This is a genomic window from Nocardioides sp. IC4_145 (assembly GCF_011250565.1).
GTDB lineage: Bacteria > Actinomycetota > Actinomycetes > Propionibacteriales > Nocardioidaceae > Nocardioides.
In genome coordinates this window covers 45,984-58,673 of record NZ_JAANMS010000006.1, presented here as the reverse complement: position 1 = coordinate 58,673, position 12,690 = coordinate 45,984, and the positions used below count along the sequence as shown (strand labels likewise).

General features: G+C 74.5%; 10 protein-coding genes. 8 read left to right on the top strand and 2 right to left on the bottom strand.

What is annotated here, in order from left to right:
- Positions 1-78: 78 nt before the first annotated feature.
- Positions 79-1,524, bottom strand: coding sequence for a CCA tRNA nucleotidyltransferase (locus G6553_RS04660; RefSeq protein WP_166189591.1), 1,446 nt, complete (start codon positions 1,522-1,524; stop codon positions 79-81).
- 44 nt (positions 1,525-1,568) lie between these two features.
- Between G6553_RS04660 and G6553_RS04655 the strand changes: the two genes are divergently transcribed.
- The 7 genes from G6553_RS04655 to trxA all read left to right on the top strand — a co-directional run bounded on the left by G6553_RS04655 (position 1,569) and on the right by trxA (position 10,667).
- On the top strand, positions 1,569-3,809 hold the full coding sequence (locus G6553_RS04655; RefSeq protein WP_166189589.1) for a DUF6049 family protein: 2,241 nt from the start codon (positions 1,569-1,571) through the stop codon (positions 3,807-3,809).
- The gene (gene murJ, locus G6553_RS04650) at positions 3,806-5,518 is read left to right on the top strand and encodes a murein biosynthesis integral membrane protein MurJ (protein ID WP_166189587.1); all 1,713 of its coding nucleotides are present in this window, start codon (positions 3,806-3,808) and stop codon (positions 5,516-5,518) included. Before G6553_RS04655 ends, murJ begins: the two co-directional genes overlap by 4 nt.
- Before the next feature lie 10 nt (positions 5,519-5,528).
- Entirely contained in the window at positions 5,529-7,475 is a 1,947-nt protein-coding gene (locus tag G6553_RS04645) for a protein kinase family protein (protein WP_166189586.1), read from the top strand.
- Positions 7,472-8,206 (top strand): RNA polymerase sigma factor SigM, encoded by a 735-nt coding sequence (gene sigM, locus G6553_RS04640; RefSeq protein ID WP_166189584.1) that lies wholly within the window; start codon positions 7,472-7,474, stop codon positions 8,204-8,206. Before G6553_RS04645 ends, sigM begins: the two co-directional genes overlap by 4 nt.
- On the top strand, positions 8,203-9,045 hold the full coding sequence (locus G6553_RS04635) for a hypothetical protein (RefSeq protein ID WP_166189582.1): 843 nt from the start codon (positions 8,203-8,205) through the stop codon (positions 9,043-9,045). The genes sigM and G6553_RS04635 overlap by 4 nt, the downstream gene beginning before the upstream one ends.
- A gap of 160 nt (positions 9,046-9,205) precedes the next feature.
- Positions 9,206-10,222 carry a thioredoxin-disulfide reductase gene (gene trxB, locus G6553_RS04630; RefSeq protein ID WP_166189580.1) on the top strand — a complete coding sequence of 339 codons (1,017 nt, stop codon included), beginning with the start codon at positions 9,206-9,208 and terminating at the stop codon, positions 10,220-10,222.
- 115 nt (positions 10,223-10,337) lie between these two features.
- Positions 10,338-10,667, top strand: coding sequence for a thioredoxin (gene trxA / locus G6553_RS04625; RefSeq protein WP_300960076.1), 330 nt, complete (start codon positions 10,338-10,340; stop codon positions 10,665-10,667).
- 60 nt (positions 10,668-10,727) lie between these two features.
- Here trxA and G6553_RS04620 read toward each other — a convergent pair whose 3' ends face one another.
- Complete coding sequence (locus G6553_RS04620) at positions 10,728-11,384, bottom strand: GNAT family N-acetyltransferase (protein ID WP_166189579.1); 657 nt, start codon at positions 11,382-11,384, stop codon at positions 10,728-10,730.
- Positions 11,385-11,436: 52 nt separating this feature from the next.
- Between G6553_RS04620 and G6553_RS04615 the strand changes: the two genes are divergently transcribed.
- Positions 11,437-12,651: a pyridoxal phosphate-dependent aminotransferase gene (locus G6553_RS04615; RefSeq protein ID WP_347565493.1), complete on the top strand. Its 1,215-nt coding sequence runs from the start codon at positions 11,437-11,439 to the stop codon at positions 12,649-12,651.
- Positions 12,652-12,690 lie beyond the last annotated feature (39 nt).

The window sequence follows — 12,690 nt, the reverse complement described above, 5'->3', positions numbered from 1 at the left end:
TGGCTCGCACGTGGGGACCGTGGTCAGCGGGGCGCCCGACGGTGCACCGCTGACCCCGCACCCTGGACGACCTGACCGCTACCGGGCCGCCCACCAGGCGAGCAGCTCCTCGCGGGCGCGCTCCTCGCCGAGCGGACCGTGGTCCATCCGCAGCTCGAGCAGGTGCTGGTAGGCCTGGCCGATCTCGCGGCCGGGGCCGATGCCAAGGAGCTCCATGATCTGGTTGCCGTCGAGGTCGGGGCGGATCGAGGCGAGCTCCTCCTGCTCCGAGAGCCGGGCGATCCGCTCCTCGAGCTCGTCGTAGGTGCGCGCGAGCCGGGCCGCCTTGCGCTGGTTGCGCGTGGTGCAGTCGGCCCGGGTGAGGATGTGCAGCCGCTCGAGCTGGTCGCCGGCGTCGCGGACGTAGCGGCGCACCGCGGAGTCGGTCCACTCCCCCGACCCGTAGCCGTGGAAGCGCAGGTGCAGCTCGACGAGCTTGCCGACCGCGTCGATCTCGTCGTTGGAGAACCGCAGCGCCTGCATCCGCTTGCGGGTGATCTTCGCGCCGACCACGTCGTGGTGGTGGAAGGTGACGGTGCCGTCGGCCACGAACCGGCGGGTGCGCGGCTTGCCGACGTCGTGCATGAGCGCGGCGAAGCGGGAGACGAAGTCCGGCTCGCCGCCGAGCCGGTGCTCGAGGTCGATCGCCTGCTCGAGCACGGTCAGGGTGTGCTCGTAGACGTCCTTGTGGCGGTGGTGCTCGTCGCGCTCGAGCTGGAGCGCCGGCAGCTCGGGCAGCACAAGGGCCGCGAGGCCGGTCTCGACGAGGAGGGTGAGGCCGAGGCGCGGGTACGGCGCGCACACCAGCTTGACCAGCTCGTCGCGGACGCGCTCGGCGGAGATGATCGAGATCCGCTCGGCCATCGCGGTCATCGCCTCGCGGACGCCGTCGTCGACGGTGAACCCCAGCTGCGCGGCGAACCGCGCCGCGCGCATCATCCGCAGCGGGTCGTCGGAGAAGGAGTCCTCGGGCCGGCCCGGGGTCCGCAGCACCCGGTGCGCGAGGTCGACGACGCCGCCGTACGGGTCCTCCACCTGCCGCCCCGGCAGGCGCACCGCCATCGCGTTGACCGTGAAGTCCCGCCGGCCGAGGTCGCCGTCGAGGCTGTCGCCGAAGTCGACGTCGGGCTTGCGGGAGGAGGGGTCGTAGGACTCCGAGCGGTACGTCGTGATCTCGACCTGCCAGTCGCCCCGGCGGCAGCCGATGGTGCCGAACGCGCGGCCCATGTCCCAGATCGCGTCGGCCCAGCCCTTGAGGAGCCGCTCGGTCTGCTCGGGCCGCGCGGAGGTGGTGAGGTCCAGGTCGTTGTGGTGGCGCCCCAGCATCGCGTCCCGGACCGGGCCACCGACCAGCGACAGCTCGTGGCCGGCGTCGGCGAAGCGACGGCCCAGCTCGTCGATCACCGGCGCGATCCGGTCCAGCTCCTCGGCCACCGAGCGCTGGACGTCGGTGAGCTGCAGGGGAGGAAGCGGAGCGTCGGGCACGGGGGACGATTCTAGGACCGATCGACACGGATAGTGTCGTCCGCATGCTTCGCCCCCGGTCGCTGCGGCCTGCCCTGGCGGCCGCGGCCCTCGCGCTGGCCGCCACGGCAGCGGTCCCGGGGAGCCTCGCGACCGCGCCGCCGGCGCCGGCAGCGACCGCCGCCGCGGCGGAGGACGACGCCCCGCTGGCGGTGACGATCACCTCGCTCACCCCCGGCGCGATCCCACGACGCGGCCCGATCCGCATCTCCGGCGAGGTCACCAACACCAGCACCGAGACCTGGTCGGCCATCCGCCTCTACCCGTTCGTCGGCTCCACCCCGATGACGTCGACCGCCCAGCTGGCCGAGGCCGCGGAGATCCCGGCCGACATCGAGGTCGGCGGCCGCGTCGTGGAGGTCAGCGACGAGGTCGACGCGCTGGAGCCCGGAGAGTCGGCGCAGTTCCGGCTGACGCTGCCCCGCAACCGCATCGCGGTGAGCGCCGCCGGCGTCTACTGGTTCGGCGTCCACGCCCTGGGGGAGTCGCCGGCGGGCCGCATCGACGGCGCGGACGGCCGGGCCCGCACGTTCCTGCCGCTCGTCCCGCCCAGCACGCGCGGCGAGGTCCCTGCCGCGGTCGTCATCCCCCTGCGGCGCTCGCTGGCCCGGGAGGACGACGGGTCGCTGGCCGACGTCGAGGGCTGGTCGCGCACCCTCGGCCCCGACGGATCGCTCCGCTCGCTGGTCGACCTCGGCGCCTCCGCCGGCGACCAGCCGGTCACCTGGCTGGTCGACCCGGCCCTGGTCGACGCGGTGCGCGACCTCGCCGAGGGCAACCCGCCACGCTCCCTGGCCCCGACGGTCGACGGCCGCCCGATCGCGCCGTCGGGCGAGCCCGACGTCGGCTTCTCGCCCGGCGCCGGTGGGTCCGACGGCCCGGAGGGCGGGGAGGACCAGGGCGAGGGCGAGCAGGACGGCCAGGGCGACCGCGAGGACGGTCGGGCGTCCGGTGACGAGCACGAGCCCAGCCCCGAGGAGGCGGCGGCGGCCGAGGTCGCCTCGGCCTGGCTCGGCCGGCTCAGCGCCGCCATGGCCGGCGACGAGGTGCTCACGCTGCCGTACGGCGACCTCGACGTGGCCGGGGCGGCCGCCGCCGACGCCGACCTGCTGACCCGCGCCCGGGCGCGCAGCGTGGCGGCGAGCGACCCGTGGGAGGTCGACACCAGCCCAGGCCTCGGCTCGCCCACCGGCTACCTCGACCCGGCCGCGCTGCCGGCCACCGACCCCGACGACACGCTGCTCGTCACCGACCGGATGTTCCCCGAGGACCCGCCCGGGGTGGCCACCGTCGACGGTCGCCGCCTGGTCGTCACCTCCTCCGGCGCGGCCTCGGGCGGCCCCGGGCCGGACGACCCGCTCGCGGCGGTGGCGCTGCGCCAGCGCGTGCTCGCGGAGGCGGCGGTGCGACTGCTCGAGCCCGGCCGCAAGCCCTTGGTGGTGCAGCTGCCGAGCGGCTGGACGCCGGTCTCGACGAACGGCTTCCTCGACGGGCTCGCCGAGGACTGGATCGACCTCGGCACCGTCGCCGAGGCCGCCGACCGCCAGGGCACCGCGGTCGCGGCGGACGACCTGGTCCTGCCCGAGCGGCAGGAGGCGCGCCGCGTCGACCCGGAGACCTTCGAGACGGCCGCGGCGCTGATCCGCGCCGGCGACGTGCTCCAGCACGTGCTGCGTGACAACACCGGAGTCGCGGCCGAGGTCGCCGACGAGGCGCTCGGCGCGCTGTCGTACTCCTCCCGCGGCCGGCTACCCGCCACCCGCCTCTCCCTGCGCGCCTCGCAGCGCTGGATCGAGGAGCGCCTCGGCAGCGTGACGATCGAGGCGCCGCCGGGCGTCGCGCTGTCGAGCGCCAACGGCCGCTTCGGCGCCACGGTCGTCAACGGCCTCGACGAGCCGGTCGAGGTCAGCATCCAGGCCGTCACCGAGGACCCCGCCGCGATCTCGATCGAGGGGCCCGACACCGTCGAGGTCGGCGCCGGGCAGCGGGTCTCGGTGCTGCTCGATGCCACCACGCGGGAGCCCGGCGTGCACCGGGTCCGGCTGATGCTGACCGACCACACCGAGGACCCCGAGGACAGCCACACCCCGCTCGGCTCGGCCCAGGAGCTCTCGATCCGCTCGATCCAGGCGAGCGGGATCATCTGGGTGGCCATGGGGGTCGGCGCGGTGCTGCTCTTCGGCACGATCGCCCTGCGCCTGGTCCGCAGCGTCCTGCGCGCCCGCCGCGAGGAGGAGACCGCATGACGGACGAGACCCCCGACCGGACCACCACCGGGACCGACCAGCACACCGACCAGGAGGCCACCAGACGGGCGGACGACGAGCAGCGCTCGATCCTCTCCAGCAGCGCGGTGATGGCGGCCGGCACGATCGTCAGCCGCGTCAGCGGCTACGCCCGCACGCTGCTGCTCGCCGCGGCGCTCGGCAACCTGCTGCACGCCGACGTCTTCAACATCGCCAACACCATCCCGAACATGCTCTACATCCTGCTGGCGGGCGGTGTCTTCAACGCCGTGCTCGTCCCGCAGCTGGTGCGGGCCACCAAGAGCGACGCCGACCGCGGCGAGGCCTACACGAACCGGGTCGTGACGCTCGCGGCGCTCTTCCTCGGCGCCGTCACCGTGCTGCTGGTCCTCGCGGCGCCCTGGGTGATGGCCCTGTACGTCGACCCCGACGTCCCCGCCGACGCCCGGGAGTCGGTCGTCGACCTCGCCCGCTGGTGCCTGCCGCAGGTCTTCTTCTACGGCATGTTCGTGCTGGTCGGGCAGATCCTCAACGCCCGCGGCCGCTTCGGCCCGATGATGTGGGCGCCGATCGCCAACAACGTCATCTCGGTGCTGGTCCTCGGTCTCTACCTGTTGCTCTACGGCACCGCGAAGGGCGCCGAGCTGACCGCCGGCTACAGCAGCGACCAGGAGCTCGTGCTCGGTCTCGGCTCGACGCTCGGCATCGTCGCCCAGCTGCTGATCCTGGTGCCGTACCTGCGCGCGGCCGGCTTCCGGTTCCGCCCCCGCTTCGACTTCCGCGGCACGGGCCTGGGCCACACCCTGCGCCTGGGCGTGTGGACGGTGCTCTTCGTCATCGTCAACCAGGTCGCCTACACCGTCGTCGTCCGCCTCGCCTCGCAGGGCACGGCCGGCGGGGAGGCCGACGCCACCGGCTACTCGGTCTACTCCGCGGCGTTCCTCATCGTGATGGTCCCCCACTCCGTCATCACGGTCTCGCTGGCGACGGCGATCCTCCCGACGCTCTCGCGGCGCGCGGCCGAGACCGACCTCAGCGGCCTGGCGCGCGCGCTCAGCTCGACGCTGCGCACCGCGCTGGCCGTCGTGCTGCCCTTCGCCGCGCTGCTGCCGGTGCTGGCGCCGGAGCTGGCGCGCCTGATCTCCCTCGGCGCGGCGTCGGCGACCTACGAGAACTACATCGGCACGCTCGCCGCGTTCGCCCCCGGCCTGGTGCTCTTCACCGTCCACTACCTGATGCTGCGCGGCTTCTACGCCCTCGAGCAGACGCGCACCGTCTTCTACGTCCAGTGCGCCGTCGGCGCCACCAACGTGCTCGCCGCGCTGGTCCTCGTCCACGCCACCGACGACGCCGGCACCGCGCCCGCCCTCGCGCTCGCGTACGCCGCGGCGTACGGCGTCGGTGCACTGCTGTCCTACGCCGTGCTCCGGCGCCGGCTGGGCGGGCTGCGGACGCCGACCCTCGTCCGGTTCGCCGTGCGGATGGTGATCACGGTCGGCGTCTCGACCGGGGCGGCCTGGCTGGCGAAGGTGCTGCTGGACGTGCTCGGCGACGAGTCGTCGTACGCCGTGGCGGTGCTGCGGGCGCTCGTGGTGGTGCTCGTCGACGTCGCGGTGTTCCTCGCGGTGGCCCGGGCGCTGCGGCTGACAGAGGTCACCTCGGTGGTCGCCACGCTCACCCGGCGGCTTCCGCTCCCCCGCGGTCGCTGACGGTCCTACGATGGCCGCACCCGGGGGCGGTGTCGGCGCGTCCCGGGTGCTCGAGGTCGAAGGGGATGAGGAGGCCGTGCCGCAGACCGCACGCCCAGGAGACGTCCTCGCCGACCGCTACCGCCTCGTCGACCTGCTCTCGGAGAGCCGTGGCGGCCGCTTCTGGCGGGCGCACGACCGGGTGCTGGAGCGGCACGTCGCCCTGCACGTCATCGACGCCGGCGACGACCGCGCGCCCGGCCTGATCGACGCCGCCCGGCGCTCGGCGACCGTGCTGGACCGCCGGGTGCTGCGGGTGCTGGACGCCGAGCGGCTCGAGGGCGTCTGCTACGTCGTCAACGAGTGGGGCTCGGGCACCTCGCTCGACATCCTGCTCGCCACGAGCGGCCCCTTGAGCCCCCGCAAGGCCGCCTGGCTGGTCGGCGAGGTGGCCGACGCGGTCGCCACCTCCCACGCGGCGGGCGTCACCCACGGCCGCCTCGTCCCCGAGAACGTCCTCGTCGAGCGCACCGGCCACGTGCGCGTCATCGGCCTCTGCGTCGACGCGGCGCTGCACGGGCTGCCCCCGGACGGCACGGCGACCGACGTCACCGACCTCGCCGGCCTCCTGTACGCCGCGCTGACGGGCAAGTGGGCGGGTGTCTCGCCGTCCGCGGTGCCGCCGGCGCCTCAGGAGCACGGGCACGTGCTCCGCCCGCGCCAGGTGCGCGCCGGGGTCCCCCGCCCGCTCGACGCGCTGTGCGAGGCGCTGCTCAACCCCTACGCCGCCCGGCGCGACCTCCTCGACGTGACCACGGCGCGGGGCGTCGCGGCGTACCTCGAGGAGTTCGTCGGCGACCCCGCCGGCGTGCCCGAGGCGCTGGCCGCGTCCACCCCGCAGGTGCACCTCCCCTCGGCGATCGTGCTGCCGCCCGTGCCCGAGGTGGTGCCCCACGACGCCCGGCCCGAGCCCGAGCCGGAACCCGAGCCGGAACCCGACCCCGAGCCCGAGCCCGAGCCGGAGCGCGGCCCGGCGCGCGCGGAGCTGCCGACCGAGGCCGGCCTGCCGATCTTCGACGACGCGACCGACGACGTGTCGTGGCTGGAGCGCCGCACCGAGCCGGTGCCGCCCCCGCCGCCGTTCGAGGAGCCGCCGAGCCGGCCGCTCTTCGCGCCCGACCCCACCGACGGCGCTCCCGCGCGCCGGCCGCGGCCGGGGGTGAGCCACGGCGACGCCGGGCCGCACGCCTTCGCCGACGTCCCCCGCGGCGCCGGCGGGCCCGGCGACGGGACGTACTGGCCCTGGGACACCGGCGACGGCCGCGGCACCGGCGCCGCGCTCCCCGCCGTCGAGGACACCGGCACCCTCGAGGAGGTCCCGGGCCGTCGCTGGATGCGGCTCGCGATCGTGCTGGGCATCTGCGCCGCCGTGCTGCTCGCGACCGTGGTGGCGGTCAACCTCGGCCGCGGCCGCGGACCGCTCGGGACGGGCGCGGACGACCCGACCCCGAGCGCCAGCGCCAGCACGGCACCGCTCTCGACGATCGCGGTGCAGGGGGTCACCGACCTCGACCCGCAGGGCGGCGACGGCGTGGAGAACCCCGAGCTCGCGCCCCTGGCCGCCGACGGCGACCCCGCGAGCACCTGGCGCACGGCGACCTACGAGCAGCAGTTCGGTCCCGCCGGCCTGAAGACCGGCGTCGGCATCGTCCTCGACCTCGGCTCCGCCCAGGAGGTCGCCCAGGTCGACCTCACCCTGGTCGGCGCCCCGACCGAGGTGTCGGTCTACGTCTCCGACAGCGAGCCGACCGCGGTCCGCGACCTCGTCGTCGCCGGCGGCGACACGCTGGAGGAGCGCGGGCGCGTGTCCCTGGAGGAGCCGGTGACCGGACGGTACGTCGTCGTCTGGTTGACCTCGCTGCCGGCCGTCGAGGGCGGCTACCGCGGCGAGGTCGGCGAGGTCGTGGTGCGCGGGTGACGCGCCGGACCCGACCGAGCGACCGGACCGACCAGGGCGACCGGACCGACGCGGAGCTGCTGGCCGCGCACGTCGCTGGCGACCGCACGGCCTTCGGCGAGCTGGTCGTGCGGCACCGCGACCGGTTGTGGGCGGTCGCGCTGCGCACCACCGGCAACCGCGAGGACGCGGCCGATGGCCTGCAGGACGGCCTCGTGGCGGCGTACCGCCGGGCCGGCTCGTTCCGCGGCGACGCCGCCGTCACCACCTGGCTGCACCGGGTCGTCGTCAACGCCTGTCTCGACCGCCTGCGCGCCGCCCGGGTGCGGCGCACCGAGGCTCTCCCCGACGACCTCGAGGAGTACGGCGACCGCGGCTCGCGCTCCTCGGCGGGCCCCGACGCCGAGGACCCGGCCGAGCTCAGCGTGCGCGGCGAGCGCCGGCGGGCCGTGCTCGCGGCCCTGGCCACGCTGCCTCCCGAGCAGCGGGCCGCGCTGGTCCTGGTCGACATGGAGGGCTACTCGGTGGCGGAGGCGGCCGCCGTGCTCGACTGCGCCGTCGGCACGGTGAAGTCGCGCTGCTCCCGCGGCCGGGCCCGGCTCGCGGACCTGCTCGAGATCGAGCGGACGGTGCGACCGGGGACACGCGCAGGGAACCCGGCGACGGCCCCGCCCGTCCCAGGTCAGGCCGGCCTGACAGGATCGGCCGCTGTCCCGAAGCCCCACGAGCCGACCGGAGGAGGTGCACCGTGACCCGTCCCGACACCGAGCCCCGTCCCGACCCCCGGGAGGAGGAGGTGCGCCGCCGGCTCGCCGACGCCCGGCACGTCGAGCCGGTGCCCGTCGACGTCGCGACCCGCCTCGACCGCGTGCTGGCCCAGCTCGCCGAGGGCGAGCACCTCCCCTCCTCCGTCGAGGAGCTGTCCGTGCGCCGCCGTCGCCGGGCGGCCGGGCTGCTGGCCGCAGCCGCCGCGGTCACCGTCGTGGGCCTCGGTCTCGGCCAGGTCCTGCCCGGCGCAGGGAGCGACGCCGGCAGCAACGCCGACGAGACCGCGGCGATCGTGGACCGGGAGGCGGCCGAGCGGTCGACCTCGGTCGACGACGAGGTCGACGGGGACGCCGCCGGCGGAGCGGTCGCCGAGGACGGCGGCGCCGACGGCTCGCTGGCCGACGGCGGCGACGCGCCCGCGGAAGGGGATGCCACCGCCAGCGCTGCGGCGCCGGAGACCTCCGCGCTGAACGCCTTCGTCACCCCGCAGGGTCGCCCCGTCCGGGTGCGGTCCGAGCGGTTCGCCGCCGACGCCCTCCGGGCCCGGGACGTCGTCGACGGCTCGCGCAGCGGCGACCGGGGCGCCGAGACCCGGGGGAACCGCGGTCGCGGCCGTGGCGACCAGCACCGCGCGCAGCCCGACCTCGCGTTCTTCGAGTGCACGCCCGCCGACTGGGGCGCAGGGGTCGCGGTGCCGGTCCTCTACGACGACGAGCCGCACGTCCTGGTCTTCCGGGCCCCCGCCGGCGACAGCCAGGTGGCCGACCTCCTCCAGTGCGGCACCGGCGAGGCCCTGCGCTCCACGACGCTGCCCGCCGGCTGACGCCCAGCCGACCCGCAGCCGACCCGCGACTGACCCGACGCGCGGAACAACCCTCGCCTACGATCGGTTGACGCAGAAGCACCTCGAGCCGCTCGAGGACCTGTCCCGGCCGGCGGGAGCGACGCCGGCAGCCACCGCACCGCGAGGAGACGTCGACTTCATGTCCGACACCGCAACCCGTCAGGTCATCATCATCGGGTCCGGCCCGTCCGGCTACACCGCCGCGGTGTACGCCGCACGCGCCAACCTGCAGCCCCTCGTCTTCGAGGGCTCGGTGACGGCCGGCGGCGCGCTGATGAACACCACCGAGGTCGAGAACTTCCCTGGCTTCCGCGACGGCATCATGGGCCCCGCGCTCATGGACGAGATGCGCGCCCAGGCCGAGCGTTTCGGCGCCGAGCTGGTCCCCGACGACGTCGTCGAGGTCGACCTCACCGGTGACGTCAAGGTCGTGAAGACCGCCACCGGCACCTTCACCGCGCGGGCGGTGATCCTCGCGACCGGCTCGGGCTACCGCAAGCTCGGGCTGCCGCGCGAGGACGAGCTCTCGGGCCGCGGCGTCTCGTGGTGCGCGACCTGCGACGGCTTCTTCTTCCGCGAGCAGCACATCGCCGTGGTCGGCGGTGGCGACTCGGCCATCGAGGAGGCGACCTTCCTGACCCGCTTCGGATCGAAGGTCTCCCTCATCGTGCGCCGCGACGAGCTGCGCGCCTCCAAGATCATGCAGGACCGCGCGTTCGCGGACCCGAAGCTGGAGATCGAGTGGAACTCGGTCGTCGAGGAGATCCACGGCACCGACCGGCTCGAGGGCATCACGCTCAAGGACACCGTCACCGGCGAGACGCGACGGATGGACGCCACCGGGCTGTTCATCGCCATCGGCCACGACCCCCGCTCGGAGCTGCTGGTGGGACAGGTGGACCTCGACCCCAACGGGTACGTCGTCGTCGAGCACCCCTCGACCGGCACCAACCTGCCGGGCGTCTTCGCCGCGGGCGACCTGGTCGACCACCACTACCGCCAGGCGATCACCGCCGCCGGCACCGGCTGCGCCGCCGCGCTGGACGCCGAGCGCTACCTCGCAGCGCTCGACACCGTCTCCTCGTCCCCGGCCGAGGCCCAGGCGCGCGTCGACGCCGAGGTCGCTGCCGAGACCGTGCAGACCGCCGGCGCCTGACCAGCCGGCCGCCGGCACCCGCTGGTGGGTCGACCGCCGGAACAACCGTCGGCGCACCGGTGTTCACTCCTCAGCAGCACCCAGCAGCACACACACTCCAGGGAAGGATCCTCACGTGGGCAACATCGCAGCCGTGACCGACGCCGAGTTCGAGGCGCAGGTCCTCAAGTCCGACAAGCCGGTCCTCGTGGACTTCTGGGCCGAGTGGTGCGGTCCGTGCCGCCAGGTCGCCCCGATCCTCGACGAGATCGCCGGCGCGCACGGCGACAAGATCTCCTTCTTCAAGATGAACGTCGACGAGAACCCCGTCACCCCGTCGTCCTACCGGGTCACCGGCATCCCGACGATCAACGTCTACCAGGGCGGTGAGGTCGTGAAGACGATCGTCGGCGCCCGCCCGAAGGCGACGCTGCTCAACGAGCTCTCGGAGTTCATCTCCGCATGACGAGGGGGCTCCGCCCCCTTGGACCCGCCGGCCCGAGCCCCGGTCCCGCCGGCTCGAGCCTCAGCGCCCCGCGGCCCTCGACACCGTCCCCCGCGACGGCGTCGGGGGCCGTACCGGTTTCGGCGCCGGTCGCACCGCGCCGAGCAGCCGCTCCACCGCCGCCTCGACCTCGTCGCGCCAAGTCAGCGCCGAGCGCAGCTCCATCCGCATCCGCGGGTTCGTGGGGTGCGCGCGCTGCGTCCCGAAGCCGACGCCCGCGAGGAAGCCGGCCGGCACCAGGCACGGCGCCACCGCGCCGGGCAGGGTGGTGCCGAACGCCTCGACCGCGCGGATCCCCCCGCGGTTGATGAGGTCGCGGGCCATCCCCTGCACCAGCATCCGCCCCAGCCCCCCGCCGACGTGGGCCGGATCGACGTACGCCGTCGTCAGCAGCACCGCGTCCGGGCTCACCGGCGCCGTGGGGATGCCCGCCGCGCCCGGGGCGTACGCCGGCGGCACGTAGACCGCGTGCCCGACCGGCTCGCCGTCCACCAGCACCACCTGTCCGCACGAGCCCCACTCGCGCAGCACCTCCGAGAGCCAGGCCCGCTTCTCCGCGGCCGGGTCCTCGACCCGCCGTCGGGTGACGGGGTCCAGCTCCCAGAACAGGCAGGAGCGGCACGGGGACGTGAGCGCGTCGAGGTGGTCGAGCGTGAGCCGGACGACCTTGCGGGACACCTGTGCACCTCCTGCCCGCCATGCTAGGCGGGCGCCTGCGAGGATGGGCGCCGTGCGCCAGATCCGCCAGAGCCGCAAGCTCCGCAACGTCCGCTACGACGTCCGCGGTCCGATCCTGGTCGAGGCGCAGCGCCTCGAGAGCGAGGGCCACCGGATCCTGAAGCTCAACATCGGCAACACCGCGCCGTTCGGGTTCGAGGCGCCCGAGGCGATCGTCGCCGACATCGTGCACCACCTGCCGGACTCCCAGGGGTACGCCGACTCCCGCGGCATCTACGAGGCGCGCACCGCGGTCATGAACTACTACCAGTCGCGCGGGCTGCGCGACGTCCGCGTCGACGACGTCTTCATCGGCAACGGCGTCTCCGAGCTGATCTCCATGGTGCTGCAGGCCTTCGTCGACGACGGCAACGAGATCCTCGTGCCGGCCCCGGACTACCCGCTGTGGACCGGGGCGATCACCCTGGCCGGCGGCACCGCGGTGCACTACCGGTGCGACGAGGAGGACGACTGGAACCCTGACCTCGCCGACATCGAGTCGAAGATCACCGAGAACACCCACGCCCTGGTGATCATCAACCCCAACAACCCGACCGGCGCGGTCTACAGCGAGGAGACCGTCAAGGGGCTCGTCGGCATCGCGCGCCGCCACGACCTGGTCGTGATGGCCGACGAGATCTACGAGAAGATCCTCTTCGAGGACGCCGTGCACCACCACGCGGCGACGTACGCCGGCAACGACGTGCTGTGCCTGACCTTCAGCGGGCTCTCCAAGGCCTACCGCGTCTGCGGCTACCGCGCCGGCTGGGTGATGATCTCCGGCCCCAAGGAGCTGGCGACCGACTTCATCGAGGGCCTCACCCTCATCGCGAACATGCGGATGTGCGCCAACGTGCCCGCCCAGCACGCGATCCAGACAGCGCTGGGCGGCTACCAGTCCGTCGAGGAGCTCATCGGCCCGGGTGGTCGCTACTACGAGCAGGCGATGCTCGCCCACCGGCTGCTCAACGAGATCCCCGGCGTCTCGAGCGTCAAGCCCCGCGGCGCGCTCTACTGCTTCCCGCGCCTGGACCCCGAGGTCTACCCGATCGAGGACGACGAGGCGTTCGTCATCGACCTGTTGCGCGCCAAGAAGCTGCTGGTCACCCACGGGACCGGCTTCAACTGGCCCGACCCCGACCACTTCCGGCTCGTCACCCTCCCCGCGGTCGACGTGCTGGAGGAGGCGATCGGGCGGATCGCGGACTTCCTCGCCGTACGTCGCTGACCCACCGACCCTCCGCCGGACCGCTCGCTGGGCCCGGGC

What these genes read in the sequence shown, in the direction of transcription:
- trxB (WP_166189580.1), top strand. Translation starts at nt 9,206, where the DNA reads ATGTCCGACACCGCAACCCGTCAGGTCATCATCATCGGGTCCGGCCCG.
- G6553_RS04645 (WP_166189586.1), top strand. Translation starts at nt 5,529, where the DNA reads ATGGCCGCACCCGGGGGCGGTGTCGGCGCGTCCCGGGTGCTCGAGGTC.
- murJ (WP_166189587.1), top strand. Translation starts at nt 3,806, where the DNA reads ATGACGGACGAGACCCCCGACCGGACCACCACCGGGACCGACCAGCAC.
- G6553_RS04655 (WP_166189589.1), top strand. Translation starts at nt 1,569, where the DNA reads ATGCTTCGCCCCCGGTCGCTGCGGCCTGCCCTGGCGGCCGCGGCCCTC.